Origin of the sequence: Carnobacterium jeotgali MS3, from assembly GCF_000745125.1 — a bacterium.
GTDB classification, from domain to species: Bacteria; Bacillota; Bacilli; order Lactobacillales; family Carnobacteriaceae; genus Carnobacterium_B; species Carnobacterium_B jeotgali.
This window is the reverse complement of record NZ_JQNF01000003.1, coordinates 317,133-343,624: the sequence shown is the minus strand read 5'-3', so window position 1 is coordinate 343,624 and position 26,492 is coordinate 317,133. Positions and strand designations below refer to the sequence as shown.

Below are 26,492 nucleotides of genomic sequence, written 5' to 3'. Positions count from 1 at the left end.
CTTTATTCGTGTTGACTGAGTAAAAAATAAGGACGTGGGAGTGATAGTTGCCATGAGATTATTAATCGATTCAAGTTCGTTGAGACGCTTAGAATTGATGGAATTATTGAATAGCAGTGACGAATGGTGGACAATTGAAGAAATTGCATTACGGTTAAAGTGTTCTGTCCGTAGTATCAAAGCGGATATTTATTATTATAATACTTTTACAAGTCATTCTATTAAATTAATTACATCTAATCATCGTGGAGTGAAGTTGATTTTACCAGTTGATTTTCAAATGGAAAGCTTTTATCAACAAATTTTAGCTGAAAATATAAATAGTCAAATAATAGAATGCTTGTACCAGGAAAAGATGGATTCGATAGAAGAATATGCTGAACATTTATTTATCAGTACATCTTCTATTATACGCAGCATTAAACACATCGATTTATTTCTTAGGAATTATAAGTTGACCGTGCAAAAGAGTCCGATGAGAATAATCGGAACAGAGAAACAAATACGGTATTTTTATGGTGTTTTTTTCTGGGGAAAATATGGATCTAAAATCGACGAAACAGTGTTTCTGAAACTCAATGTGGTAAATCGTATCATAAGAATGCTTGAAGAAAAAACAACTATCGTCTTATCTCCTATTATGGAAGATAAATTAACGATTTGTCTGCATATTTGTTTTGAACGCATCAGCAAAGGTTACATATTACTACAGTACACAGCACCTGTCGCAGTAAATAATATTCTTTTAGAAATCATTGAAGATCTTATAAAGGTTGTACCATTAAACATACCAAAGCCGGAAATTGAATTTTTGGGCTTTTATTTTACAAATCGTTATCTAGATACAGCACCTCAACTGAACCAATTATCACAAGAATTACTGACACTATTTCAACGTATTGGTCAAGCTTTAACAGCTTTTTCTGAAAAAAATTCTTTTATACTGCCAAATAAAGAAGTTGTGCAATGCAGTATTTTTCAGTACATGGTCTATAAAAAAGAATTTCAAGGACCAGACTCTGTAATGGTCAATCGAGTAGAAAATTCATTAGTAAATATCGATAAAATTTATCAGCCGTTCATGAAATTGGTTATTTCAGAAGTAGAAGGATTGACTGACAGTGGGTGGATGATTGAAATGAGAGAGGAAATAAATGAACTTTTGTATCTCTTAATCATCCAATGGGAAGGGTTGACGGCTCAGCTTTTGCAAATGCAAAAGAAAACAAGTGTATTGGTCATCTCTCAGTTTGGCAAGGCTCATGAACTTTTTTTGGCAGACATTTTAAAGAGCTATTTTCCAAATGAGTTAACATGCTTTAGTCTAGCAGAGAAAAATTTTCAGAATTTAGAAATAGAAATGGTAGTAACGGATACTAAATTAGAAGCTGTTCAAAAAAATATACCAAAAGAAGTTCCAGTAATTGGCATTGAGTATATGCCAAATGAAAGAAATTGGCATACTATTCGAAGTGTCTTGATTGATAGAAAAAAAAGCCAATAATAAAACAGCAACTGTGCAAATGATTAGACTTCTTTTAAATGAGGATAGAGATATGGTATGATAAAAGAAAAATAGTTATGCGAATAATTGTAAGCGGTTTAATTAGGAGGTGGTAAGATTGTTAAATTTAGGAATTATTGGAACAAACTGGATTACGAATCAATTTGTGGATGCTGCAATTGCTACGCAAGAGTATCAATTAGGTGGTGTTTATTCTAGGTCCATTGAAAAAGCAAAAGCATTCGGTGCACCTTACCAAGCAACGGTTTTTGAAACAAGTTTAGAAGCTTTTGCGTCGAATTCAGCTATTGATGTTGTATACATTGCTTCTCCCAATAGTATGCATTACGAACAAGCGGTAACGTTAATGAAAGCTGGCAAACACGTAATTGTTGAAAAGCCCATTTTCTCTAATCCACGCGAATGGACTGCAGCCATTAAAGTAGCTGTAGAAAATAAAGTCTTTATATTTGAAGCAGCTCGTCATGTGCATGAAGAAAATTTCAAAACTGTAAGAGAAGAAGTGAAATCGATTGGCAGTCTGCAAGGTGCAACTTTTGCTTATATGAAATATTCTTCTCGTTATGATGCTGTTTTAAATGGTGAGGAACCCAATATTTTCTCTTTGAATTATTCTGGAGGAGCTTTAGCAGATTTAGGTGTCTACCCATTATATGCCGCGATTGCATGGTTTGGTATGCCAGAAAAAAGCCATTATTTCTGTACAAAGATTGTTACTGGCGTGGATGGAAAAGGGACAATTATCTTGCGGTATAAGGAATTTGATGTCACGATATTAGTCGGGAAAATTGTTAATTCCTATTTGCCAGCTGAAATTTATGGCTTGAATAAGACATTGTCAATGGACAGTATTGAATCAATTACAACGATTGAGGTGATTGATCGTAAGACAAAGTTGAAAGAAAGCATTGCAGAAAAAACTGCTGCAAACCCAATGATGGATGAAGCAAAAGCTTTTGCAGCTGTAATCAATTTTCCAGAAGATACCGCTAAACAAAAAGACTACAACGAATGGTTGAAACTAAGCGAACAAGTGAATCAAGTGATGACCGATTTGCGTAAAGATGCTGGCATCATTTTTGCAGCAGATAAAGAATAAAATAAAAACAGGATAAACGGCTCGAATAGATATTCGGGCTTTTTATCCTGTTTTTATTTAAATATACTCATTAGGTAACAGAAAAGTTAGCTCAAATCGAATAATTTTGATATGATAGACGTTGACAGCAACACAAAAGAAACGAGGATTAAATGATGATAGAAAACAGTTTACCTGCATTTAAAAACTATTGGGAAACATTAGCTTACAAAGAGGCATCTGCTATTCAAGAGAAAGTTTATGAACCTTTAAAAACAGGGAAAGACGTGGTGGGTATTTCGCCAACAGGAACGGGTAAAACAGTTGCTTATACACTTCCAACGCTAGAACAAGTTGAGGCAAAAGCCGGCTTACAAGTTGTGATTTTAACGCCTTCACAAGAATTATCGATTCAAGTCGGAGAAGTAGTCCAAGAGTGGGCTAGCCAACTTGGCTTAAGCTCTCAAACCATCATTGGTGGTGCAAATTTGAAACGTCAACTCGATAAATTGAAAGATAAACCAGAAATCATCGTTGGTACTCCAGGCCGAATTTTTGAAATTTCTGAAACGAAGAAATTAAAATTACATGCAGTAAAAACGGTTATTTTAGATGAAGCCGATCAATTATTGCAACAAGAACAGTTATCAACCGTAAGAAAACTAGTCAATAAAATGCCTGGACAACGTCAAATGGGCTTCTTCTCGGCTACCAGCAATGAATTGATGGAAGATTTACCAAAATGGTTTAATGTAGAGCCGCAATGGATTGATGCTACAAAGGATGATCAGTCTAAAGGTGAAGTGCTTCATGCTTACATCGAAACCCCTACGCGTAAAAGGGTAGAGACGCTTAGACGCTTGACGCATATGAAAGACTTTAGAGGATTGGTTTTTGTGAACAACGTTGCTAATTTGACATTAGCTTTTGAAAAACTAACGTATGAAGGCATATCAGTAGCCGTTTTACATGGTGAAAAATACAAAACGGAGCGCAAACAAGCCTTGCAACAATTCCGCGATGGCAAAATAAAGTTATTGTTAACAACGGATGTAGGCTCTAGAGGGTTAGATATTAAAGACTTGCCGTTCGTGATTCAATATGATGTTCCACAAACGAAAGAAAGTTACATTCACCGTTCAGGCAGAACGGCTCGTATGGGTAAGACAGGGACCGTTTTGACATTAGTTAATGAACGCGAGTTAAGAGAATTCAAAAAACTAATCTCAACGTTGGAAATCAAATTAAGCCAAGTATATTTGTATGGTGGAGAAATCGTAAAAGACTTGCCAATTGCAGAAGAACAACCAGAGAGAAAAGAAGCCGTAAAAGCACCTATTAAAGAGAAAAAAATAATCAAACCAGTAGTTGTGAAACCTGAAAAAGAAATTATTGAACCGATTAAGAAAAAGAAAAAACACCGCAAAAAAGTAGACAAAAATAAAGGAGCTCGCAGAAAAACCAAAAATAAAGAAACAGATTAAATTAAAAACGCCTAAAATACATTTTTGTATTTTTAGGCGTTTATTTAATTTAGCATGTATTTCATAAAAATAAACATGTTTAGAAACTATCACTTGGTATTTTCCAACCAGCATCTAGAAATTCTTGTGGGGTAACGGGGTAAAAAATAACGGATCCGTTAGCTGATTTTAAAACAAATAATCCATCTTTATCGACAAGTTCTAGCGTCAATAAATAGGTTTCAGCAGTGTTTTCGAGATTTGAATCATGTGTATAAAGTTCTAATGTTAGGGTAGTTCCTTCGATAGTGTAATCAAGGATGTCGCTACTGCCTAACGTTGTTCCCCATTCACCAGGAATAAAGGTATCGTTGGTTATTGCCACTGTATATTTGCCAATAGCAGATTGAAAAGGTTCGTTTTCTTTTGAGTCGAAAGTAGCCCAGTAGCCTTTAAAGTCATCGAATGTAATGATGCCATCATCTTTTTTTGTGTCACTTGATTCAATGTATTGAGCTATCACAGCGCTTGAATGGGAAGAAGTCGTTTCTTTTTGGTTAGAAAGAGCACTCTTTGTATTCAGTGAGGTTTCAGTTGTGCTGCAACCAGTAAGAACGAACAGAGTTATAAAAAAAACAAGAATTACGATAGGATAGGATAAAATAGAATAATGGCTTACCTTTAACTTGCTCATTAAAATTCCTCATTTCGTTGTGATTAAATCCTTTGACATTAGTGTAACAAGATTTAGAAAAGAAACAAAGAGATATGCTAGTGAACAAGCTTAATGGAGTGTTGGCAAACACTTATAGAAATAAGCTTAAAAATTTGACACACGCTTTCATTTTGGTGAAAATGGTATTGAGAAGAAAGAAAAAGTTGTTTTTGTCTAATACTTGATTAAAAAAGTGAGGATGAGAGTGTATGCTGAAAAATGGATTGTTTATGATGACGATTGGATTTATTGTCGTTATATTAGGTCTTACAGGTCTAGATGAACACCGCATACTCGTTTTAGGAATTGGCATCGTGCTGATTATTATAGGTTTTGTTTTGTACAACAAAGCTGAAAAGAGAGCAGATTAATGGTTCTAAAGTAAAAGTTAATGGTACTAGTGGAATAGGGGAGAGATTTTTCCTAAATAAAAAAAAGCAATTAATCAAATTAAATCCTAAAACCAGAGGAACTAAACATCGTTTCGCTGGTTGTTATTTAGTACGGGAATCAGTCAAAGGCAATGTTTATCGACTAAAATAGTTCTACACGAACTTAAGCATACGAATTAATGAGCAACACCGTTCAGCTCCTGTAGTCTTTCTTTCATCATACGAACGAAAGTTCTGTTAGTAAAGACGACCACTTGAAAAAATTGTTGACAGTAAAGTGTGTGAACCATATAATACAGATAAAGAAGTGTATTAAGTGATTCATACGTATTTTTTTACCTAGTGTGTATTAACTGGTTAATACAGTCGGAAGAAAATAAAGAAAACAGGAGGCTGCTATGAACGTAAACTTCAATAAACGAGATCCGCTTTATGAACAAGTTGTGCGTCATTTTAAAGAGGAAATCGCAGCAGGAACATTAGTACCTGGTCAAGAAGTTCCATCTAGACGAGAATTGGCTAATCAGTTAAAAATCAACCCCAATACTGCTCAGCGAGCTTATAAAGAAATGGAGGAACAAGGCTTGATTTATACCGAAAGCAATTCACCTAGTAAACTTACAAAAGACCAAAGTATTTTGGGAGCTGTGCAAGATGAGTTGCTAGAAGAAGCTGTTTCTTCATTTGTAACGGCTATACGGCCCATTCGAGTGCCATTTGATAAAATCATTGGATTGATTAAGGAGAAATATGCTGTTGAAGAAAAGGAGGAGAAAAATGATTGAAGTAAAAGGATTAACGAAAAAATTTGGACGAAAAAAAGTTTTGAAGGGGATTTCATTTACGGCTAACAAAGGTGAAATCACCTGTATCATCGGCATAAATGGTGTAGGAAAAACGACGATATTGAATGCAATCATGAACTTGACTCCCGTAAATAGCGGCGAAGTTCTGATTGATGGAGAAAAAATTAGTAAAACTAGTTATGAAAAAATCACGTTTATCCCAGATACGATGACGATGTTGCCAGGATTCAGAATCGAACAAGCCATGCAATTTATGCAAGATTTTTATCAAACTTGGAATCAAAAGCGCGCAGATGAATTACTTGGTTTTTTTAAACTAGAAAAGACAGACAAAATCTCTGCTCTTTCTAAAGGGAATACGGCAAAGGTGAATCTGCTGTTGGGATTAGCTTTAGACGTTGATTATTTATTAATGGATGAGCCTTTTTCTGGAATAGATATTTTTAGTCGTGAACAAATTACAGCAGTTTTCACCAGTCACTTGATTGAAAATCGCGGCGTGATTATTACGACACATGAAATCAATGATATTGAGCATTTGATTGATAAAGTGGTCTTGATTGATGAGGGAATAGTGTTGAGAGAGTTTAATGCAGAGCAGGTCCGTGAAGAGGAAGGGAAATCGGTTGTTGATGTTATGAGAGAGGTGTTCCAACCATGAAAAATTATTTAAAACTGGTCAATTTTGAATTTAATCGCTGTGCAAAATTATATTTTGTCTTGATTGGATTGACAGCTGTGTCGCAACTGATAGCTGTTTTTGTAGAATCTAGAAGGTACTTAAGTCAAGTAAACGTAGCTCTCTATCAAGATAAAATTCCTAAAGCACAGTTTTTAAGCGAAACTGGCGAAATGAGTATGTTTTGGATCGTAAATAATGCTTGGTTTTCTTTACCTATCATTATTTGTATAACGGCGATGTTATTTTATAGTTTCTTTATTTGGTACATTGAATGGATGGGGAAAAATAGCTTTATCTACCGTTTATTGATGTTGCCAACGGCTCGTATGAACATTTTTTGGTCCAAATTAACAACAATCGCCTTAATGATTTTTGGATTGATTGCAGCGCAACTTGCTTTATTGCTGATTGAAGGTCAATTGTTAGAATGGCTAGTTACAAACGAGTTTAGAGTAGATTTATCCATCCAACAATTAAGTGAATCATCCTATTACCTTGCTATCCTAATACCAAAATCTTTTATTGCTTTTATCATGCATTATGGTGCTGGATTTGGGATGCTTTTAATTGTCTTCACGGTGATCTTATTGGAAAGAAGTTTCCGTTTTAAAGGGATGCTACTAGGTTTAGTTTTTGGCACAGTCGCATTTCTCCTGTTCTTCCTCCCAACTATTGCTAGTGAAGTAGTGGGTTTTAAAGGGCTTTACCCAGAAGAATTACTCATTGCAGAACTTGTTTTAGGGTTAATGGTTATTGGATTAAGCAGTTGGACAAGCCATTATTTATTAAATAAAAAAGTAACGGTCTAAAAAGGAGGCAAAGAAAATGAAACGTTATAAGAAAATAATTGCACTGGTAGTTGTAGTCGTTTTTTCAATTGGAATTTATTATATTCAGCCCCTTTTTGGGCCAAATAAAAAACCTGAATTTTCTGTTGTAGCAAAAAGTGGCGATAAAAGCTTAACCGAAAACATGTCAATAACAGGGTATTATTATGAAAACAGTCAATTAGGGATAGGAACAGAGATGAAAATAACTCCGGGTAAAACAATTTATCAATCGGAGAAATCTTATTTAGATCAATTAAAAAGTTTTGGAAATATTAATGAAAAAATAAGCCAATTACAAGAGGATTATAGAGGCTTTATGCGTGGGAAAAATTCTGATTTGGCTAATTTTTATGAAGATGAGATGATATTAGCCTATGCAGAGATTACAACTGATGACTTTTCAACGATTTCAAAAGATTCGAAAATCACTATTGATGTGTTAAATAAACAGACGAATGAAGAAAGTTCTTTTTCAGTTAATCTTCCAAAAGCAGACGAATACGGCTATATGTATGTAGAAGATGTGCAAGTGGCAAATAATCAATTAATCGTGATTACCAATGGTTACCGCGTAAACAGTAGTAACAGTCAAGATGAACAGCACTTATATTCAATCAGTATACCAAAGGAAAAAATTGAAAAAGACGAAAAAATTCAGTTAGATTTGATTGATTCTAAAGGCAAACAGATTCAATATGTAGAATTAATGAATGCATCAACGAGCATTACGCCAGCTAACTTCTTGGTTTACCGTGTAGAACTAAATGATGATTCAACAAATATGGATATGTATGAAGAAAATCAAGTGATGACTCTGCCTGTGTATGAATTGATTGGCGTGAATGTAGAAACTGGTGAACAATTTTTAATCAGTGGTTCAGAAGAATTAAACCGCCATGGAATAGCAGCTATATTGTCAACTGAAAGTGACAATTTGTATTTTTATAAAAAAGATGGCGCTAATTTATCGTTGTATGAGTACGATTTAAATCAAAAAGAACTGACAGAAGTTAAAGTAGGCGAATTGTCAGCTGCTCAACAGGCAATGTTTAATGAAGGTGTAATCGTGCAAGTTCGCGAAGACATCATGTACTTTGTTACGGCTTATAAAATAGGAGACAACGAACTACAGATGCTGGCTTTTGACAGCAATTCTGGCGAACTTGTTTTTGAAGGAATAATTGAGGAAAAGACGGATTATCCAGCTAAAAGAGAAGAAGTTCATATAGAAAACATTTTATTTGAACAGTAGTAAGTAAAGAAGCAAGACACCCAGTCCAAGTTTAATTGGAAAAAAGTGTCTTGCTTCTTTTTTATGGTTAGAGATATTGTAGCTAGATGATCCTAGAGAGATTTGAACTCCCGACCTAACGTTTAGGAAACGTTTGCTCTATCCACCTGAGCTATAGGACCTCTTCAACACAGGTTCTATTTTCTCATAGTTTAAAATGAATGTCTAGATGTAAGAAGCAAGAGCAGATAGATTTCTAAAAATAAGGAGGCTAATCTACGAATTCTTCATCGGATACAAGATTCACAGCGGGTAGACTAAAAATACTACGGTCTAAAATGAAAATGTCTGTTAATTGTTGAGCGGCTTCAGTAGGAGAAGAAGCATAATCATTTTCGTCCCATTCCGCTAAGTAGCCATATATACCATTCGCAATATAGGCAGCTAGTGGGTCTGGTGATTTTAATGCGTGCTGGGCAGTTGAGAAAAAATTCTTAATCAGGAAATCTTTTACTACAGCAGAAAATTGCATTTGGAAATTCAAGAAACCAACCGTGTGAATGGCTAAATGAAAAAAATTACGGTGGTCATAAATAAAATTGAATAGGGCATCGGATAAAAGAACTGTTTTTAGGTTAGAATAGCAGACATCTTGATAGTTATTTTCTAGCATAGTCGCTAACTGTTCTAAAAAGTCATCTTGTATTTCTTGTAAAATATCTTCCTTATAAGCATAATGTTTATAAAAAGTCCCTCTGTTCACTCCGGCTTTGTTTACGATTTCTGTAATGGTAATGGTTTTAAAATCACGTTCATTTAATAAGCCCATTAATGTGTCAGATATAGCTTTTTTACTTCGCAAAATGCGTATATCAATAACTTCTTTTTGCACCATAAAGTTTCCTCCTCGTATTTAGGGTAATGCAAATGAGTAGCTATGTATAACGGGAATATCATGATATAAAAAGCAAGAAAATAACTAGATATATCTATCAGTATACCCGAAAAGAAGATTTAAAAGATAAAATGTGATGAAATAAGTAGTGAACAATTGGTGACAAATGGCTGATATGTCACCAATTGTTCAAACATTAAAAAAAAAAGGGGCTCTATTCATTTGAAAATCATTTTAAATGAGTCAAAAACGTGTGGCGGAAAAAAGAATGAAAAAAAGTGCTTAAAAATAAAAAAACATATGCTATAATTGAAACGAATAAACGGATTGGTAAATAGGTTAAGGAGTGGGCAGAAAAAGATGGGTATAAGGAATCTAGTAAAAAAATGGATCAGAGTGCAGAATAAGGAATCAGCTATATCGGATGTTACAGTTTTGGAAAAAAGTGAAAACGTTTTTTTTGAGACTGAACAAGAAGTAAGTCGACCAACAGAGTATGATGCATTTTATGACATGATTGACCAAGAAACCGAATTAACAGGAACCGTTTTATTGTCTCAATATGATGAAGAATTTGGTAACGATATCTTAAAATTAGTAGTAAACGGCATGCCTGTTTTCATTGTGCGGGAAGACTTAGCATTTAAAAAGCAGCAACTGCCTTTGGCACATTACGTAGGTGAAACGATTTATTTTCAATTGATTGAAGTAAATGAAGAAAAAGGTTTCCTAATAGGTTCGACTAAAAAAATTAAAGAAAAAGAATTTGATAGACTACATATGCAGTTAAAAGAGGGCAAGACGTTTCAAGCAAAGGTAACAAAAATTTTGCGTTACGGCGCTTATCTGGTTATTGGGGATATATCGGTCCAGATGCTCAATAAAGATTTTGCTGAAGACCATACAACAATAGGCGATATTTTAACTATTGGGGATAGCATAGAAGTAAGGTTTAATCGCATTACTGAAAATAAAAATTTGCGAGTTGAGCCGCTTGTGAAATATAAAAATGAGGTATCTGTTTCTTTAGCAGATATAGAACCAAATCAAGTGGTTTTAGGAACGGTTAGGAATATCAAAAAATGGGGAATCTTTGTAAGGATTGCACCCAATTTAGATGCTCTATGCTCTATTCCTACTCATCTAGAAGTAAGAGAAGGCGACAAGGTCTCTTTTAAAATCACACAAGTCTTAACAGAAGAAAAACGTATTCGAGGAAAGATTGTTCGTTTGGTAAATAATAACTAAAACAGTAGAAAATGATAGAAAAAAAAGAACGACTAGGAAAATGCTAGTCGTTCTTTTACTTTATTCACTATCGGACTAAGCCCAATCGCCATTACGGAAGACTGGAACGGTGCTGCCGTCTGCACGGATACCGTCTACATCCATTTTATCTGAACCAATCATGAAGTCGACATGAACAGTTGAGCGGTTTAGACCAGCTGCTTGTAATTCTTCTTCAGACATTTCTGTTCCGCCAATTAAGCTAAAGGCATAAGCTGAACCTAAGGCCAAATGGTTTGAAGCATTTTCATCAAATAAGGTATTGTAGAAAACGATACCTGATTGAGAAATAGGAGAAGGATCTGGAACTAAAGCAACTTCACCTAAACGTGCAGAACCTTCATCGGTTGCAACTAAGTTTTTCAAGACGGATTCGCCTTGTTCAGCAGTTACGTTGACAACTTTTCCATCTTTAAATGTAAATTCCATATTTAAAATCGTGTTTCCTGCATAGCTTAATGGTTTAGTACTGCGAACCACACCATCAACGCGATTTGCGTCAGGAGCAGTGAAGACTTCTTCAGTGGGCATATTTGCCATGAATCGTTCGCCACGAACGTTGTCGCTGCCTGCGCCTTCCCAACGGTGTCCTTCAGGTAAACCAACTGTTAAATCAGTACCAGGAGCTGTGTAGTGCAAAGCTACAAATTGTTCTTTATTTAATTCGTCTGCTTTTTCATTTAAAGTTATGTCCTTTTTAGCCCATGACTCAACTGGGTCAGCATCGTAAAGGTTAACGGCTTTAAAGATAGCATCCCATAAAGCGTCAACTTGTTCTTCTTCAGTTGTTAAATCTGGGAATACTTTAGCAGCCCATTTAGCACCAGCAGCTGCAGCAACAGTCCAGCTCACTTTATTTGCTTGTGTAGCTTTACGTTGTTCGCTTAATGCAATGCCAGCTGCTGATTGATAAGCAGCTATTTTATCACTATCTACACCAGATAATGCATCTGGATCTGAAGAACGAACGCTGATACGGCTAGCACCTTTAGCTACTTGATCTAAGGATTCGTCAATTTTGTATTGTGGAATATCGGTTAAGCGTTCTTGAGGCGTTCCGATAAATTGTTCACGGTTCACAACATCATCTGCCCATTTCACGATGACTTCTGTAGCGCCTAAAGCATAGGCTTCTTTAGTGATCAAACGAGCCAATGGTGCTTGATCCACATCGATTTGTAAGACAACTGTGTGTCCTTTTGTCACATTGATACCCGATTTAACGAGCAAATGTGCATATTTTTGTAGATTTTCTTCAAAGTTTGGCAATACCATATTCTTTTCCTCCTAGAAATACGAAATGAGGTGGAACAAAAGAAACTAAAAGCAATTGAGGATTCTTCTAGTTCGTTCAGTTTCAGACTCTTACTAAATAATAATAGCACACGAAAGTTAGAGAAACAATTTTACAAAAAGAGTTTTTTTAAAATGAGAAAGATTGAATCAGATTAAAGTAATCCCTGTTCGTAGTTTAGGCTCAATTTTCAGACTGAGGAATGACTAGACCAATTTAGGCTGCTGATTAATTAGTCAACAGATGTTCATATTTGCGAGACAAAAAAGTTCTCTTTTAATCACATTAGTGATAGAATAAGTTAAGGATGATTGAAGAAAAGATCTGATTAACTTAGGTACAAGGTAGGGTTTAAGAAAGAAAATTAAAAATAATGTCGTTTGGTACTGGACTTAATTTCAAGATGAGGTTAGTCAGTTAGTTATAAAAAACGAAGGCAAAAACGGTTGGTTCTGTTGGAAAATGATTAAAGGATAAAAAGATAAGTTATCCTAATCGATGGTAAATGATACCGAAGAGGTGAGTTGAAATGGCTAGAAAAAAAACAATTCTAAAATCACAAATTCTTGAAACAGCGTACCAAGTTGTGAAAACAGAAGGATTTGAAGGTTTTACAGCACGCAACATTGCTAAAAAGATGGATTGCTCAACCCAACCCATTTATTTAGAATTCAAAAACATGGATGACTTAAAACAAGAACTCGTCGAAAAGATAAAAACATATATCAATGAAACCATCTACCAAAAAGATCGAGCAGAAGATCCTTTACTCAATATGTGTTTAAATTATATTTATTTTGCAAAAAATGAACCTATCTTTTTTAAAGCCTTATACTTTGAATCCCAATTAGATACGGATCAAATGCATATCATCTCGTTTGATAAGATGATGGGAATTTTCAAAGAAATTGAAGGAACGAAAGAGTTGTCGAAAGCTGAAAAAACAAAATTATTTAAACATATTTGGATTACGGTTCATGGCACAGCCGTTTTGATTGCCCAAGATTTCTTGAAGTTCCACGAAAAAGATGTAACGGATTACATCAAACAAGCATTGGTACAGTCATTACCAAATTATACAGACTAAAAAAGCTTCCCCGCTATTATGTTGCGGGAAAGCTTTTTTTTGACTGGCACTAAATTTCTTGTAGACTGGACGAATTTGCTTGTGGGAGCCGTTTTAAGACAAAGAGGCCGCTTTTTCTACTAATAATTTGGCGAAAGCTTCTAGGTTTTCAATATCTTCGTCATTGGCATCTAAATCGACTTTAACACTTTCTGCACCTTTTACAGCACCAATTGAAGCCAACTTATCGGCGAAATCATCTACGGACTGACAAAATTTTTCATAAAAATGATCTCCTGAACCAAATGCCCCAAAAACTTTTCCTGTTAAATCAATTTCACTCAGTTCTTCATAAAAATCAACAAATTCATCTGGTAAATTAGCATCATTTCCATAAGTATACGTACCGATGATGCAGATATCGACATCTAAAAAATCTTCCGGTTCAGCCTGCATGCTTTCAACCATTTCAACATCTACACCTAAATCTTCTAGAGCCTTCTCTACAATAGTTGCGCATTCTTCTGTGTTACCGGTTAAACTTGCAAAGACAATCAAAGCTTTTGCCATTTTTCATCTCATCCTTTTCTATGCTTATGTAATTCCTTTGCAAAGTATACCAAAGGAAAGGTTAATTCTGCAATGGAAGTCATGTTTTATCCAAGTAAACTACTTGTTTAAGAGTGTACTAATTCCTCATAAAGAGCAAAAGTATGACGGTAAAACCGTTCAAGAGAAAACTCGTTGGAAGCTAATTGATAAAGACGTTCCCCTTTAGACGCTAATGTCTGATTTTCCCAGGCAGCATAAGCTTCATTAAGTGCATCTGTTAACGACTCAGTAGATCCAGCTGGAACACACCAGCCATAACTTTTATCTGGCACTAATAGAGCAATATCGCCGACATCTGTAGCAATAAAAGGCGTTTTTTGATTAGCAGATTCCAGCAATACCATCGGAAATCCCTCGTTATAAGAGGCTAAAACGGTGATATCCGAATTTGCAATGGTTTCATCTACTTGTGGTTTGTTTAAAAAACCTAAGAAATTTACCTGCTCTTGCATAGTTAGTTGTTGGATTTTTTTTTCAAGAGAAGCTTTTAGCTCTCCATCGCCAACTAAATTTAAGGTGAATTTAGTAAAACGAGCAGCATGTAGACTGTCCAATAAAAGAGCATGCCCTTTTATTGGATGCAAACGAGCAATGCAAGTTAAGGTAAATACCGTGTTTTTTATAGACGGTTTAGGTGTATGCGGTTCAAATTGGAGGCCGTTATAGATAATGGTCATTTTTTTCTGGCTGATGCCTAATTTAAGCAACGGTTGTATCAAACTATCCGTGACGACAATTAAGTGGTCCGCTTTTTTTAAACTAGCCAGATTGAATTTGGTGAACAAGGTGCCTTTTATGCCTCGGTTCATAAAATCAAGTGTTGGATCACTATGAACCGTGATAAGCCAACGTGCAGCAACTTTTTTACGAATCGTTGAGAAGATAAAATTTGCACGTGCACCATGTGTATGAACGATATCAAAAGAATGGTTATTAATAAACTGCGTCAACCGTTTTAAAATAGAGAGATCGTAACGCGACCGCTGTTTAAGAACATGTACCGTGATGCCTAATTTTTGAGCTTCATCCGCAATAATACCGTCTTCTAAGACGAGCAACTCGGCTATTGTTGGGTCAAATTGTGAGAGTAAGGAGAGGATATGATTTTTTCCACCGCCATCTTCTAAACCTGCATTGATGTGTAACACTTTCATAACGAACTAACCTCATTTATCGTTGATTTTTATCAATGAAAATCTGTGAAAAAAGCTGAACGAAAAAAACTGTTCAGCTTCTTTAGATTATTTTTTGTGGACTTGCTTTTTTTCGTTTTTTACTTCTTTTAAGAATTGAGGCAATGCCATCATTCGTTTTAAGCGGAAAGGCTGCTTGATCAAACGATACAACCATTCGCTATTTAACTGGATAAAGATTTTTGGTGCACGCTTTGACTTTCCAGAAAGAACATCAAAACTGCCGCCTACACCCATTAACAATCCTTTTGAAGCAGTTTTAAGGTACTGGTGAATCCATTGTTCTTGTCTTGGATAACCGATAGCAACAAAGACCATGTCGGGTTGTGTCGCTTGAACGGATTCAATCACTGAAACATCCGAAAAATCAAAGTAACCATTTCTTGATCCAACAAGATTGATCGAAGAATAACGTTCTTTAACTTTTTTAACCGTACTTTGCAAAACGTCTTCTTTTGCACCTAATAAATAAACACGGCTGCCTTTTTTATTTGCTTCTTCAAGTAAAGCTAACATTAAATCATAGCCTGCAACCCGTTCAACAATCGGCGTTCCTAATATTTTCGATCCTTTTATGATGCCAATCCCGTCAGCAATAACGTAGTCAGCTTCTTTGATAAGCGACATATAAGAGGAATCTTTTTTTGCATACATGACAATTTCTGGATTGGCTGTAACCACAAAAGATTTTTGGTTGTGATCAATCCGCTCCATTAATTCTTCAAGGAATGTTTCTTTTGTCTTATTGTCAAAAGCCACTCCTAATACCGATACTTTTTCATGCTCCATAAACCAACCACCCTTAAACCCTTTTACTAATCTAACTATTTATTTATCATACCATTGAACTGGAGGAGAGATAAAGCAAAGCTTTCTCTTTTTTTCTCCAAATAGAAAATTTTGCTTAAATCGCGTTTATTTTGAGTGCATCAAGAATACTTTAGGTACTTTTGAATGAAACCGCACTAATTCTCCGGTGGTAGGGTGTATCAACGCTAAAGTAGTTGCGTGCAAACCTAATCGTTTTAATGGATTAGAAGTCGCCCCATATTTTTTATCCCCAGCAACAGGATGACCAAGCGTTTCCATGTGAACCCGAATTTGGTTTTTACGTCCGGTTTCTAAACGAGCTTCTAGTAAAGTGAAGTCTTCGTTATTGCGTATTTTTTTGTAATGAGTAATAGCCAATTTCCCACCATTATCATAAGTAGCTGAATGGACTTTCATTGCTTTGCTTTCTGTTAACCAAGTCTTAATGGTGCCTTCATCTTCACGGACTACACCTTCAACTAGAGCCGTATAGATTCGTTCTTTGACTATCTCTTTCCAATTTTCTTGCATGTCTTGTTTGATTTTTTCGGTTTTTGCAAAAACCATTACACCAGAAGTATCACGGTCTAAACGGTGAACGACGTAAATACGGTTGTTTTGATTTTCTTGTTTGACATAATTGATCAACTGGCGATGGGCAGTCAATTCTTGAGCAAATTTAGCTGCAATCGATAATAAACCCGCTTCTTTATCGATAACAATAATGGCATCATCTTCATAAAGAATCGTCATTCCAACCAAAGCAGTTTCTTTGATTGCTGCTTTATTGGATTGAATTGCGACAACTTGACCAGGAAGTAACGGAAGATTGTGTTTTTTGGTCATTTTTTCATCGACAGTTACTTGACCTCTTGTTAAAGTCGATTTCACCGAATTACGGCTAGTATGTGTCATTACGCTTAATAAAAAAGGCAATAATTCCATTGGTTCCGTCACAGTATACAGTTGATTGTTAGTATTTTTTTTAGGGGTATAATTCGTTTTTTTATTCATTAAAAAACCACTCGCTCTCATTAATTGTTCTCTAGTAGAGTATAACGGAAAAAGGGACAAAAATAACCCTAAAGTAAGAATAATTTAAATAGAAAGCCTTTTAAATGGTGAAGAAGACAAAATAGAACAGATTATTTCAATAAATTATGAGAAAAAGGGCATACATCTTAATCAATGAGAAGAATGGTTCACAAATTTAGGAATAAAGCTTATAATAGAAAAGAAGAGTAAAAAATGCGTAAGACTAAATAGAAAAGAGGAACAAAATTGATCACACTAAAATCACAACGTGAAATTGATGCAATGGATGAATCAGGAACACTATTGGCAAATGCACATATTGCCTTGAGAGAGATTATCAAACCTGGTATAACAAGTTGGGAAATCAATGAATTTATGCAAAGCTATATTGAAGAACATGGTGGAATTGCCGAGCAAATCGGTTTTGAAGGATATGAATATGCAACTTGCGTCAGCGTCAATGATGAAATCTGTCATGGATTCCCTTTGAAAAATGAAGTTTTAAAGAACGGCGACTTGATTAAAGTCGATACAGTTGTTAATTTAAAAGGCGCAATGTCCGATTCTTGTTGGAGCTATATTGTTGGTGAAGGGACCCCTGAAACTGAGAAGTTAATGGAAGTCACTAAAAAAGCTCTTTACCTAGGAATCGAGCAAGCACAAGTGGGGAACCGTATTGGAGATATTGGTCATGCAATCCAAACGTATGTTGAAGGAGAAGGTTTCTCAGTGGTCCGTGAATTTATTGGACATGGTATTGGGCCAACGATGCATGAAGCACCGTCAGTTCCGCATTATGGAGAAGCTGGAAAAGGTTTACGCTTGAAAGAAGGCATGGTTATTACTATTGAACCAATGGTCAATACCGGAACATGGAAATCTAAAATGGATGACAACGGTTGGACTGCTCGTACAAAAGATGGCGGGATTAGTTGTCAATTCGAACACACATTAGCCATTACTAAAGATGGTCCTAGAATTTTAACCTTGCAAAAAGATTAAATAAAAAAGTCCTAAACGAGCTTCTGATGAAGATTGTTTAGGATTTTTTTCATCTGATTTTGTCGAATGGAGCCTCTGTTTCGCCAACCCAAACAGAAAACATATTTGAGTAGGTAAAACAGAGGCTAGTTAGCCTAACTCAAATGGGAAAAGGATCTGAGTAGGACGAACAGGGGGCTAGTTAGCCCAACGTAAACAGAAAACAAATTTGAGTAGGACGAAACAGAGGCTAGTTAGACCAACTCAAACAGAAATCCAGATTTGAGTTGACCGAACCAAACCAAGTCACTACCACACCAATCGCACTAATTAACCATCTATCTATTTACTCTACATTTAAAGGAGAGTCAGCCAACATGCTGTGAAAGTTCAGTTGTTTTCAGTTTTTTTGCATTGTTGGTATACTGTAGTCTGAAATAACAAGAAGGAGCTGTAACTATGAAAGAAAGAATTCTTTATGCTGATATTCTTCGGGTAGCAGCTATTTTTTTAGTGATTACCATCCATATCATCTCACGTGATTTTGACTTATATGCCATCGACTCGTATCAGTGGCAAATGCTGAATGTATACGATAGTTTTGCTCGGATGAGTGTACCACTATTTTTTATGATGAGCGGGCTATTTTTTTTAGATCCGAAAAGAACGTTCTCAATTAAAAAATTCTATAAAAAAAATGTCTTTCGTCTAGTAACGGTTTTTATTTTTTGGTCAGCTCTATATTCTCTAATTTTTATATGGAACGAATACCGGACATTCAATTCAGAAGTATGGAGTATAATGGTTGAAGCATTCAAAGAAGGGCATTTCCATTTGTGGTTTCTTTTTCGAATGATTGAAATCTATGTGATGATTCCTTTTCTCAGAAAAATCGCTGAGGACAAGAAAATTATTTTATATGTGATTGTATTCTGCTTTTATATAGGTTTTATTCTTCCGTCTTATCATGAGTTTCCAGTCAGCTCTACCGTAACTTTCGCGGAAAGAGGCATTAACTTAGATATTACCTTTGGTTACGTGGGCTACTTTTTTGCTGGTTATTATCTGGCTCATTACGATTTGAAAAAATGGCTGAAAACAGGAATTTATCTATTGGGTTTGGCCGGTTTAATGATTACTATTATCATTACAAGTAGTGAGTCGCTTAAACAAGGAAAACATTATGACATTCCCTACGAGTACTTAACACCGAATGTATTTTTCATGAGTATTGCAGCTTTTTTATTGGCAAAAGAAAGATTGAACCCAAAGAATGTTAAAACGCAATTTAAACGTGTCCTTTCAGAACTGTCAACTTATTCCTTTGGAATTTATTTGATCCATGTGTTGATTATTTTCCTTATATGGAAGACAGGAGTAACGACATTATTTACTACTCCAATTTTATCCATACCTCTTTTGACTCTTTTGATTTTTTGTATCAGTTACGTTTGTGTTAAGGCAATGGCTCAACTGCCATTTATAAAACGGTTTATTCTATAAAATACTTATTTCTATAAAAATAAGTATTTTATTTTTTTAATATAAATAGGTATAATGATGGTTAGTTTCGAAAAAGGAGTCTAAGTATGTCAGAAGATAGTCCAATAGGTAAGGTAGATTTAAAGAAAAAAGAAACGAAAAAAGCACTAAAAAAATTCAGTAGTATTGTGGTTCAAAAATATCGAGAAGCTGAAGTTTGGAATTCGGGAGCTATTATCAGTTATTATTTTTTATTGTCTATTTTCCCTGTTATTGTTGTGATTGGCAATGTATTGCCCTATTTCCGTTTAGATGCAGCAGAATTATTGCCGTACATTGAAAATGCTGTACCAAACTATTTTTTTGATCAAGTAGAAGATGTGTTAACAAGTTGGTTTACACGAAGCAGCGGAGGGATATTGTCGATTGCCGTGATTGGAGCTTTATGGTCAGCCAGTAGAGGAATGACCGCAATGCAAGTGAGCATGAATAAAGCTTATGGTGTAGAGCCAAGAAGAAACGTCGTGATTATTAGATTATTTTCGCTAATCTTAACGACACTCTTGATTTTCAGTATCATGTTACTTGTGATCATTTTTGGGTTTGGGCAATTGATATTAGAATACATTACCCCAATAATTGATATACCTTTAACCATTAGTGAAACATTTCAAAGTTTAAGATGGCCAGTTACGATGATTGTGTTGTTTATTATTTTTTGTTTGTTGTATTACTTTGTACCGCATGCAAAAATAGCTTTCAAAAGCGTTCTTCCTGGAGCAGCTTTCTCAACAATCGGTTGGATGTTAGTTTCTCAAGTTTTTGCCGTTTATGTTGAATATTTTGCTATTGGTACTAAAAGTTACGGAACGATTGGAACGTTTATGATCATGTTGATTTGGCTGCAAGTTATTGGAGCATTAATGACTGCAGGTGCTGTTATCAACGCAGCAATTGATGTTTATCAAAATGGTACAATCAATGAAGCGGCTCCTTCTCGTGCCGAGAGGTATATCCGAACTAAAGTAAAGACTACATTTAGACGATAAAGAAAAAATTCCGGAAATTTGAATTTATTAAATGAACTCATCTAGCAATACTAATAGTATAAATAAAAAAACTCATTCTACTTCTGATGAAATAAATCATCAAAAGAGGAATGAGTTTTTTTATTGAGCTTCGTTTTATTCGTAGCCGTTTGGATTGTTTTCTTGCCATTTCCAAGAATCACGGCACATGTCTTCTAACGTATGCTCCGCTTTCCAGTCAAGTTCTTTAGCGGCTTTTGAAGCGTCAGAATAACAAGTAGCAATGTCTCCAGGACGTCTATCTGTAAGAGTATAAGGAACTTTCTTACCTGTAGCCTTTTCAAAATTCGTTACAACATCTAGTACACTGTAGCCTATTCCAGTTCCAAGATTGTAAGCTTCAATGCCTTCTGAAGAAAGAATCTTTTCAACAGCTTTTAAATGACCTTTAGCCAAATCCACTACATGAATGTAGTCACGCACACCAGTGCCGTCTGGAGTATCATAGTCGCCACCAAACACACTTAATTGATCACGTTTGCCTACAGCAACTTGGGTGATATAAGGCATCAAGTTATTTGGAATGCCGTTTGGATCTTCTCCGATGCGTCCGCTTTCGTGAGCGCCGATTGGATTAAAGTAACGCAATAATGCAATGCTCCAAGAAGAATCTGAAACATAGACGTCTTGCAAGATTTGTTCAATCATCATTTTAGTTGTGCCATAAGGGTTGGTTGTGCTTAAAGGTAGATCTTCCGTTAGCGGAGAGATATTGTCCATTCCGTAAACTGTTGCAGAAGAACTGAAAACCAATTTTTTAACATTATAAGTTTCCATTAACTCAGCAAGAACAAAAGTGCTGGTTAAGTTATTGTGGTAGTATTTTAACGGTTCACTAACAGATTCGCCCACAGCCTTGTAGCCGGCAAAATGAATAACTGCTTCTATGTCATGAATTTTGAATACCGCTTCTAAATCTGTTTTATTTAATACATCGACTTCATAAAAAGAGAATTCTTTTCCAGTAATTTCTTTGATTCGATTTAACACTTCAGGTTTGCTGTTTGAAAAGTTATCAACGATAACAACTTCATGCCCAGCATTCAATAATTCTACCGTTGTGTGGCTGCCGATATAACCGGCGCCGCCTGTTACTAATATAGCCATATTTATCCCTCATTTATTTGAATTTTTAATATCAATCGTTATATCTCTCTAACAAGATTAAGTCTACTCATTGATTGGAAATAAGTCAACGATAATCAAGTTGAAAACCGCTTAAATTTGTAAGAATAGAAAATGAAAATTAGTCTTTAGAAAACTGTAATGTTTCAGTCATTTGATTATGCTATAATAGGCAAGTCATTGCATTAGTGAAAATGAAAGGGGTGTAAGGATGAGTAAAGTATCAATTATTATGCCTATCTACAATGTTGCAGAGCAGCTGGAAAAAGCGATTCAGTGCGCATTAAATCAAACGTATCAAAACATAGAAATTATTTTGGTAAATGATGGATCAACTGATGAATCGGGAGAAATATGCGATCGATACAGTTTGAAAAATCCACATATTACCGTTATCCATCAAAAAAATGCCGGTTCAGGTTTTGCCAGAAATGCAGGACTAGATAAAGCTACTGGTGAGTATATTTATTTTGCTGATCCAGATGATTATTTTGAAGCAAATTTAGTTGAAGAAACGGTTGCAAAAGCAATCGAATCGAATGCCGATCTAGTGGTGTTTGGGTATTTCGATGAAGTAGTCGACAAAGAAGGTAAAGTCACGAAAACTGAAAAAATGCCTACATTAAATGGACTTCAAAAAAAGGAAGCTTTCAGAGCTGATTTTAGAAGACACTATGCGTTATCGCCATACGCTTTATGGAATAAATTATATAAACATGAATTCCTAAAGCAGCACACTATTCGGTTTACGAATCAAAAAGTAGGTCAAGATGCTTTGTTTAACCAATTAGTAGGCTTTGATATCGAAACAGTCTATTACCATCAAAAAGCTTATTATCATTATGTCTTCCGTGAAGGATCAGCTGTTAATCGCTACCGTAAAGAGCGTTTTTTTTATGAATACACGATTGCCGATCAGTTTGAAGAGTGGATGCTCTACTGGAAGAAAGAAGAAGAATACCACGATTTAGTGAATCAACACTATTGGGGTGCGCTTTATTTAGAATTAAGCAACTTAGCTTGGGAAGATTGCCCACTTACACTCCCTGAAAAAGAGGAACGAATTGAAGAACTCATGCAAGATCCTAAAATCAAACAAGCCATTGCTGAAATAGAAACAGAAAAAGAAAAAAATTCATTTGTAAAATTATTAATTCTGCTGTTAAGATACGAAAAATACTCAACTGCATTAAAATTGATGCAAACAAGAATCATAATAGGGAAGAAATTTCAAAAAAGCTTTAAAGTGATAAAAAATCTCTTAATTAAATCAAAATAGAAGTGAAGGTGTTACGGAGTATGGGAATGGCTGATGAGTTTAAAAAAGGCATCTTTTACAGTGCAATTGGGAAGTATTCCAATGTTGTGATTCAACTGTTGGTTACGGCTGTACTCTCAAGAATATTAACTCCAGCAGAGTATGGAATTGTCGCTGTGGTAAACGTCTTTTTGATTTTTTTTCAGATGTTGGCTGATTTTGGAATTGGTCCAGCTATTATTCAAAATAAATCATTAGAAAAAGAAGAAATCAATAGCATATTTGGTTTTTCACTTTATTTAGCACTGTTTTTAGGAATTGTGTTTATGTTTTTAGGGCATCCCATTAGTGCTTTCTATAACAATGAAGTATACAAACCGATTAGTATAGTGTTAGCAATTTGCGTATTCTTTTATGGTATTTTAGTTGTGCCGCAATCAATGTTGTTAAGAGACAAAAAATTCAGCACGGTAAATATGGTAACGGTACTGGCCAACATTGTATCAGGTGTTGTATCGATTGTAATGGCTATAAACGGCTTTAGCTATTATTCATTGATTATTAGCAATACAGCCAAAGCAGCGTTATTATTTATAATTTTCTATCTAAAAACCAATTTAAAGGCGTCTTTGAAAATAGACAAAGCGCCATTGAAAAAGATTTTTAGTTTTTCAAAAAATCAATTCTTATTTAATTTCATTAATTATTTTTCAAGAAATTTAGACAGCTTGTTGATTGGACGTTATTTTTCAGCCAGTTCGTTGGCGTTTTATGACAAAGCCTATCAAGTCTCGTTATACCCCAATCAAATTTTGACAAATGTGATTTCTCCCGTGATCCAACCGATCATGTCTGACTATGAAAAAAATTTAGAAAAAATAAAATCCGTGTATTTAAAGATCACAACTATTTTAGCCACGATTGGGTTACCGCTTTCTGTGTTTTTAGTCTTTCATTCTAGCGATATTATTTTATTCTTGTTTGGCGATCAATGGAGCGGAAGTGTAGTAACCTTCCAAATTCTAGCTTTATCGGTTTGGATTCAAATGATTCTAAGCAGCACAGGTGCTATTTTTCAATCTGCTAATCGGACAGATTTATTATTACTTTCAGGTGTTTTATCTGCAGTGGTTACAGTAACCGCTATTTTTATAGGAATTTGGGCTGGTAAAATTGAGTATGTTGCTTTGATGGTTATCATTGCCTTTACAGTGAACTTTATCCAAACGAATTATTTATTGATGTATCGGTTATTCAACTCAAACTTTATTGAGTTTGGAAAAGCGTTAGTCAAACCCGTTATAATGGCCATAATTCAAGGCGTATTCTTTGTGGTGATTCCGCGCTTTTCATTTTCAAGTTTTGTTAATCTTATGATTAATGGGATTGCATTTGTAATTCTATTTATTATAGGGCTGATTCTTACAGGACAAATGAAATTATTAAAAGAAGTCATTAAGAAAAAGTAAAAGTACAGAAGTTTTGAAAGGAAGAATAGAGTGCAGATAATTCCATTAGTTTCAGTTATTGTCCCTGTGTACAACGTGGAAATGTATATAGAAGAATGTTTAGACTCTATTGTAAAACAGACCTACCGAGAACTGCAGATTATTGTCGTTGATGACGGTAGTACAGATATGAGCAATCAAAAAGTAAAACCTTATTTGTCAGACAGTAGAATTCAATTTATTGAACAAGCCAATAAAGGTCTTTCAGGAGCACGAAATACAGGTCTAGAAGTAGCAAGCGGAGAGTACGTATTATTTGTTGATTCAGATGATTACTTAGAAGCAAATGCTATTAAAGAGTTGGTTTATTTAATGGAAAAAGATCAAGTAGACCTTATCCGCTTTAATGGTAGAGCATTTTTAGATGAACTAAATGAACCGATTGAACAAAATAATTATGATTTTAGTCATAGGCTAAAAGAAGGAATACTTTATACACAAAACCTTTTTGAAGTGAACCGACGAACATTTGCATCTCCTGTATATCTCTATATGGTGAAGAGAGAAGTCATTAAAAAAAATGCTCTTTCGTTCTATGAAGGCATTTTACATGAGGACGAGCTGTTTACTACTCAAATCTTTTTAAACAGTCACTCGATGATCTATGCAAATGTCTTTTATTATAATAGAAGATACCGCGAGAACTCGATCATGACCAATCAAAGTCAAGAAAGATTAAACAGAACAGTTGATTCGTATATCGTCATTTATAAAGAATTAGAAAAAATGTATTTAAATAAAAAATATACTAAAGAACAAAAAAAATTAATCAAAAGACAAATGCTGTCAATTTATTCAGGGCTGTTGAACAGTAAGTTAGATAAAGATGAAAAGAAAGATACACTGAAAGATCTTAAAACTATCAACATGTTAGACAAAGCGTATCTTATTATGCAACGACAAGTAGCAAGTCATTTAATTAAAAAATAAAAATAGTCTAATCGTAGGAGGTTAATCTTATGAAAAAAATAAAAGTGCTAACTATTTTTGGTACTAGACCAGAAGCTATAAAAATGGCTCCTGTAGTAAAAGAGCTTAATAGGCAATCTGACCGGTTTGAATCTCTTGTAGCTGTAACAGCGCAACATCGTGAAATGTTAGATCAAGTATTGAAGACATTTGATATTTCTCCGGACTATGACTTAAACATTATGAAGGAAAACCAAACTTTGTCTGAAATCACATCGAATGTATTGATCGGACTAGACAAAGTGATGAAAGAAGCGAACCCAGATATTGTTTTGGTTCACGGAGATACAACCACTACTTTCGCTGCGAGCATATCTGCATACTACAACCAAATCAAAGTAGGACATGTTGAAGCAGGCCTTCGCACATGGGATAAATATGCCCCTTTTCCTGAAGAAGTGAACCGTCAGTTAACAGATGTCATTGCAGACATTTATTTTGCTCCTACAATTGAAAGCAAACAGAACTTATTAAAAGAAAATCACCCTGAAGAAAAGATATTCGTTACTGGAAATACAGCGATTGATGCGTTAAAACAAACGATTAACAAAGACTATCATCACACTGTCTTAGAAAATATTGGCCCGAATAGTAAACTTGTTTTAGTGACAATGCACCGTCGTGAAAATCAAGGAAAGCCAATGGAAAGAGTGTTTAAAGCGATACGTCAAGTGGTCGATCAACATGAAGAGGTTGAGATCATTTATCCGGTTCACTTAAATCCTGTTGTTCAAAAAATGGCTGAACAAGTTTTAGGGAAACATCCTAGAATTCATTTAATAGCTCCACTTGAAGTCTTGGACTTTCATAATTTAGCCGCGAAAAGTTATTTAATAATGACAGATTCAGGTGGTGTTCAAGAAGAAGCACCTTCACTAGGCGTACCAGTTCTTGTACTTAGAGATACAACAGAAAGACCTGAGGGAGTAGCAGCAGGCACACTTAAACTTGTGGGTACTCAAACTGAAACGATTATAAAAGAAATGACAAACCTAATAGTAAATGAAGAGGCGCATAAAAAAATGGCTGTAGCTAATAATCCATATGGTGATGGACTGGCAAGTGAAAGAATTTTAGATTTTATTGCTTATATACTAGGTAATGAAAAAAATATACCAAGTGATTTTATTAACGGAAATATAAACAAATCAGGGAGAAAGTAGGGGT

At 35.0% G+C, this 26,492-nt stretch carries 25 protein-coding genes and 1 tRNA gene; 17 read left to right on the top strand and 9 right to left on the bottom strand.

From position 1 onward, the window contains the following. Positions 1 to 52 precede the first annotated feature (52 nt). The 3 genes from BP18_RS01765 to BP18_RS01755 all read left to right on the top strand — a co-directional run bounded on the left by BP18_RS01765 (position 53) and on the right by BP18_RS01755 (position 4,087). Positions 53 to 1,504, top strand: a complete 1,452-nt coding sequence (locus BP18_RS01765; RefSeq protein ID WP_029276779.1) for a helix-turn-helix domain-containing protein — start codon at positions 53 to 55, stop codon at positions 1,502 to 1,504. Between the two features lie 118 nt (positions 1,505 to 1,622). Beyond that, positions 1,623 to 2,624, top strand: a complete 1,002-nt coding sequence (locus BP18_RS01760; RefSeq protein ID WP_029276781.1) for a Gfo/Idh/MocA family protein — start codon at positions 1,623 to 1,625, stop codon at positions 2,622 to 2,624. Positions 2,625 to 2,776: 152 nt separating this feature from the next. Further along, complete coding sequence (locus BP18_RS01755; RefSeq protein WP_029276783.1) at positions 2,777 to 4,087, top strand: DEAD/DEAH box helicase; 1,311 nt, start codon at positions 2,777 to 2,779, stop codon at positions 4,085 to 4,087. 79 nt (positions 4,088 to 4,166) lie between these two features. On the opposite strand, the gene BP18_RS01750 is transcribed toward BP18_RS01755, so the two are convergent. Next, entirely contained in the window at positions 4,167 to 4,760 is a 594-nt protein-coding gene (locus tag BP18_RS01750) for a hypothetical protein (RefSeq protein ID WP_029276785.1), read from the bottom strand. 230 nt (positions 4,761 to 4,990) lie between these two features. Between BP18_RS01750 and BP18_RS12695 the strand changes: the two genes are divergently transcribed. The 5 genes from BP18_RS12695 to BP18_RS01730 all read left to right on the top strand — a co-directional run bounded on the left by BP18_RS12695 (position 4,991) and on the right by BP18_RS01730 (position 8,743). Next, positions 4,991 to 5,152 carry a hypothetical protein gene (locus BP18_RS12695; RefSeq protein WP_007725160.1) on the top strand — a complete coding sequence of 54 codons (162 nt, stop codon included), beginning with the start codon at positions 4,991 to 4,993 and terminating at the stop codon, positions 5,150 to 5,152. 419 nt (positions 5,153 to 5,571) lie between these two features. Then, on the top strand, positions 5,572 to 5,958 hold the full coding sequence (locus BP18_RS01745; RefSeq protein WP_029276786.1) for a GntR family transcriptional regulator: 387 nt from the start codon (positions 5,572 to 5,574) through the stop codon (positions 5,956 to 5,958). Next, entirely contained in the window at positions 5,951 to 6,640 is a 690-nt protein-coding gene (locus BP18_RS01740; RefSeq protein WP_029276788.1) for an ABC transporter ATP-binding protein, read from the top strand. The genes BP18_RS01745 and BP18_RS01740 overlap by 8 nt, the downstream gene beginning before the upstream one ends. Continuing rightward, positions 6,637 to 7,470: a hypothetical protein gene (locus BP18_RS01735; RefSeq protein ID WP_029276790.1), complete on the top strand. Its 834-nt coding sequence runs from the start codon at positions 6,637 to 6,639 to the stop codon at positions 7,468 to 7,470. Before BP18_RS01740 ends, BP18_RS01735 begins: the two co-directional genes overlap by 4 nt. Before the next feature lie 16 nt (positions 7,471 to 7,486). After that, entirely contained in the window at positions 7,487 to 8,743 is a 1,257-nt protein-coding gene (locus BP18_RS01730; RefSeq protein WP_029276791.1) for a hypothetical protein, read from the top strand. 87 nt (positions 8,744 to 8,830) lie between these two features. On the opposite strand, the gene BP18_RS01725 is transcribed toward BP18_RS01730, so the two are convergent. Then, positions 8,831 to 8,904 (bottom strand) — tRNA-Arg (locus tag BP18_RS01725). Positions 8,905 to 8,993: 89 nt separating this feature from the next. Further along, the gene (locus BP18_RS01720; RefSeq protein WP_029276793.1) at positions 8,994 to 9,617 is read right to left on the bottom strand and encodes a TetR/AcrR family transcriptional regulator; all 624 of its coding nucleotides are present in this window, start codon (positions 9,615 to 9,617) and stop codon (positions 8,994 to 8,996) included. A 360-nt stretch (positions 9,618 to 9,977) separates the two neighbouring features. Here BP18_RS01720 and BP18_RS01715 point away from each other — a divergent pair, with 360 nt between their 5' ends. Continuing rightward, the gene (locus BP18_RS01715) at positions 9,978 to 10,865 is read left to right on the top strand and encodes a hypothetical protein (RefSeq protein WP_029276795.1); all 888 of its coding nucleotides are present in this window, start codon (positions 9,978 to 9,980) and stop codon (positions 10,863 to 10,865) included. Positions 10,866 to 10,940: 75 nt separating this feature from the next. Here BP18_RS01715 and BP18_RS01710 read toward each other — a convergent pair whose 3' ends face one another. Further along, complete coding sequence (locus tag BP18_RS01710; RefSeq protein ID WP_029276797.1) at positions 10,941 to 12,179, bottom strand: aminopeptidase; 1,239 nt, start codon at positions 12,177 to 12,179, stop codon at positions 10,941 to 10,943. A 548-nt stretch (positions 12,180 to 12,727) separates the two neighbouring features. On the opposite strand from BP18_RS01710, the gene BP18_RS01705 reads away from it, so the two are divergent. Then, positions 12,728 to 13,285 (top strand): TetR/AcrR family transcriptional regulator, encoded by a 558-nt coding sequence (locus tag BP18_RS01705; protein ID WP_029276799.1) that lies wholly within the window; start codon positions 12,728 to 12,730, stop codon positions 13,283 to 13,285. Positions 13,286 to 13,378: 93 nt separating this feature from the next. On the opposite strand, the gene BP18_RS01700 is transcribed toward BP18_RS01705, so the two are convergent. The 4 genes from BP18_RS01700 to BP18_RS01685 all read right to left on the bottom strand — a co-directional run bounded on the left by BP18_RS01700 (position 13,379) and on the right by BP18_RS01685 (position 16,893). After that, positions 13,379 to 13,834: a flavodoxin gene (locus BP18_RS01700; protein WP_029276801.1), complete on the bottom strand. Its 456-nt coding sequence runs from the start codon at positions 13,832 to 13,834 to the stop codon at positions 13,379 to 13,381. Between the two features lie 107 nt (positions 13,835 to 13,941). After that, positions 13,942 to 15,030, bottom strand: coding sequence for a glycosyltransferase family 4 protein (locus BP18_RS01695; RefSeq protein ID WP_029276803.1), 1,089 nt, complete (start codon positions 15,028 to 15,030; stop codon positions 13,942 to 13,944). An 87-nt stretch (positions 15,031 to 15,117) separates the two neighbouring features. After that, positions 15,118 to 15,858: a WecB/TagA/CpsF family glycosyltransferase gene (locus BP18_RS01690; RefSeq protein ID WP_007723548.1), complete on the bottom strand. Its 741-nt coding sequence runs from the start codon at positions 15,856 to 15,858 to the stop codon at positions 15,118 to 15,120. A gap of 126 nt (positions 15,859 to 15,984) precedes the next feature. Then, positions 15,985 to 16,893, bottom strand: a complete 909-nt coding sequence (locus BP18_RS01685; protein WP_035050238.1) for an RluA family pseudouridine synthase — start codon at positions 16,891 to 16,893, stop codon at positions 15,985 to 15,987. 267 nt (positions 16,894 to 17,160) lie between these two features. Here BP18_RS01685 and map point away from each other — a divergent pair, with 267 nt between their 5' ends. From map to BP18_RS01670, 3 genes are all read left to right on the top strand, one after another. Further along, complete coding sequence (gene map, locus BP18_RS01680) at positions 17,161 to 17,916, top strand: type I methionyl aminopeptidase (protein WP_029276806.1); 756 nt, start codon at positions 17,161 to 17,163, stop codon at positions 17,914 to 17,916. A gap of 438 nt (positions 17,917 to 18,354) precedes the next feature. Further along, positions 18,355 to 19,398: an acyltransferase gene (locus tag BP18_RS01675; RefSeq protein WP_029276808.1), complete on the top strand. Its 1,044-nt coding sequence runs from the start codon at positions 18,355 to 18,357 to the stop codon at positions 19,396 to 19,398. 86 nt (positions 19,399 to 19,484) lie between these two features. Then, positions 19,485 to 20,426, top strand: a complete 942-nt coding sequence (locus BP18_RS01670; protein ID WP_029276810.1) for a YihY/virulence factor BrkB family protein — start codon at positions 19,485 to 19,487, stop codon at positions 20,424 to 20,426. A 135-nt stretch (positions 20,427 to 20,561) separates the two neighbouring features. On the opposite strand, the gene galE is transcribed toward BP18_RS01670, so the two are convergent. Beyond that, positions 20,562 to 21,572, bottom strand: coding sequence for a UDP-glucose 4-epimerase GalE (gene galE, locus BP18_RS01665; protein WP_029276812.1), 1,011 nt, complete (start codon positions 21,570 to 21,572; stop codon positions 20,562 to 20,564). Positions 21,573 to 21,801: 229 nt separating this feature from the next. On the opposite strand from galE, the gene BP18_RS01660 reads away from it, so the two are divergent. Genes BP18_RS01660 through wecB form a run of 4 tightly spaced genes read left to right on the top strand, consistent with a single transcriptional unit; the run spans position 21,802 to position 26,488 of the window. Then, positions 21,802 to 22,869, top strand: coding sequence for a glycosyltransferase (locus BP18_RS01660; protein WP_035050186.1), 1,068 nt, complete (start codon positions 21,802 to 21,804; stop codon positions 22,867 to 22,869). Positions 22,870 to 22,895: 26 nt separating this feature from the next. Then, positions 22,896 to 24,317, top strand: a complete 1,422-nt coding sequence (locus BP18_RS01655) for a lipopolysaccharide biosynthesis protein (RefSeq protein ID WP_231549408.1) — start codon at positions 22,896 to 22,898, stop codon at positions 24,315 to 24,317. A 30-nt stretch (positions 24,318 to 24,347) separates the two neighbouring features. After that, entirely contained in the window at positions 24,348 to 25,286 is a 939-nt protein-coding gene (locus BP18_RS01650; protein WP_051926194.1) for a glycosyltransferase, read from the top strand. Between the two features lie 29 nt (positions 25,287 to 25,315). After that, positions 25,316 to 26,488 (top strand): non-hydrolyzing UDP-N-acetylglucosamine 2-epimerase, encoded by a 1,173-nt coding sequence (wecB, locus tag BP18_RS01645; RefSeq protein ID WP_035050184.1) that lies wholly within the window; start codon positions 25,316 to 25,318, stop codon positions 26,486 to 26,488. The last annotated feature ends 4 nt before the right edge of the window (positions 26,489 to 26,492 follow it).

What these genes read in the sequence shown, in the direction of transcription:
- wecB (WP_035050184.1), top strand. Translation starts at nt 25,316, where the DNA reads ATGAAAAAAATAAAAGTGCTAACTATTTTTGGTACTAGACCAGAAGCT.
- BP18_RS01750 (WP_029276785.1), bottom strand. Translation starts at nt 4,760, where the DNA reads ATGAGCAAGTTAAAGGTAAGCCATTATTCTATTTTATCCTATCCTATC.
- BP18_RS01670 (WP_029276810.1), top strand. Translation starts at nt 19,485, where the DNA reads ATGTCAGAAGATAGTCCAATAGGTAAGGTAGATTTAAAGAAAAAAGAA.
- BP18_RS01755 (WP_029276783.1), top strand. Translation starts at nt 2,777, where the DNA reads ATGATGATAGAAAACAGTTTACCTGCATTTAAAAACTATTGGGAAACA.
- BP18_RS12695 (WP_007725160.1), top strand. Translation starts at nt 4,991, where the DNA reads ATGCTGAAAAATGGATTGTTTATGATGACGATTGGATTTATTGTCGTT.
- BP18_RS01695 (WP_029276803.1), bottom strand. Translation starts at nt 15,030, where the DNA reads ATGAAAGTGTTACACATCAATGCAGGTTTAGAAGATGGCGGTGGAAAA.
- BP18_RS01720 (WP_029276793.1), bottom strand. Translation starts at nt 9,617, where the DNA reads ATGGTGCAAAAAGAAGTTATTGATATACGCATTTTGCGAAGTAAAAAA.
- BP18_RS01745 (WP_029276786.1), top strand. Translation starts at nt 5,572, where the DNA reads ATGAACGTAAACTTCAATAAACGAGATCCGCTTTATGAACAAGTTGTG.
- BP18_RS01700 (WP_029276801.1), bottom strand. Translation starts at nt 13,834, where the DNA reads ATGGCAAAAGCTTTGATTGTCTTTGCAAGTTTAACCGGTAACACAGAA.
- BP18_RS01710 (WP_029276797.1), bottom strand. Translation starts at nt 12,179, where the DNA reads ATGGTATTGCCAAACTTTGAAGAAAATCTACAAAAATATGCACATTTG.
- BP18_RS01705 (WP_029276799.1), top strand. Translation starts at nt 12,728, where the DNA reads ATGGCTAGAAAAAAAACAATTCTAAAATCACAAATTCTTGAAACAGCG.
- BP18_RS01675 (WP_029276808.1), top strand. Translation starts at nt 18,355, where the DNA reads ATGAAAGAAAGAATTCTTTATGCTGATATTCTTCGGGTAGCAGCTATT.
- BP18_RS01715 (WP_029276795.1), top strand. Translation starts at nt 9,978, where the DNA reads ATGGGTATAAGGAATCTAGTAAAAAAATGGATCAGAGTGCAGAATAAG.
- BP18_RS01735 (WP_029276790.1), top strand. Translation starts at nt 6,637, where the DNA reads ATGAAAAATTATTTAAAACTGGTCAATTTTGAATTTAATCGCTGTGCA.
- galE (WP_029276812.1), bottom strand. Translation starts at nt 21,572, where the DNA reads ATGGCTATATTAGTAACAGGCGGCGCCGGTTATATCGGCAGCCACACA.
- BP18_RS01690 (WP_007723548.1), bottom strand. Translation starts at nt 15,858, where the DNA reads ATGGAGCATGAAAAAGTATCGGTATTAGGAGTGGCTTTTGACAATAAG.
- BP18_RS01730 (WP_029276791.1), top strand. Translation starts at nt 7,487, where the DNA reads ATGAAACGTTATAAGAAAATAATTGCACTGGTAGTTGTAGTCGTTTTT.
- BP18_RS01685 (WP_035050238.1), bottom strand. Translation starts at nt 16,893, where the DNA reads ATGAATAAAAAAACGAATTATACCCCTAAAAAAAATACTAACAATCAA.
- BP18_RS01660 (WP_035050186.1), top strand. Translation starts at nt 21,802, where the DNA reads ATGAGTAAAGTATCAATTATTATGCCTATCTACAATGTTGCAGAGCAG.
- BP18_RS01765 (WP_029276779.1), top strand. Translation starts at nt 53, where the DNA reads ATGAGATTATTAATCGATTCAAGTTCGTTGAGACGCTTAGAATTGATG.
- BP18_RS01655 (WP_231549408.1), top strand. Translation starts at nt 22,896, where the DNA reads ATGGCTGATGAGTTTAAAAAAGGCATCTTTTACAGTGCAATTGGGAAG.
- BP18_RS01740 (WP_029276788.1), top strand. Translation starts at nt 5,951, where the DNA reads ATGATTGAAGTAAAAGGATTAACGAAAAAATTTGGACGAAAAAAAGTT.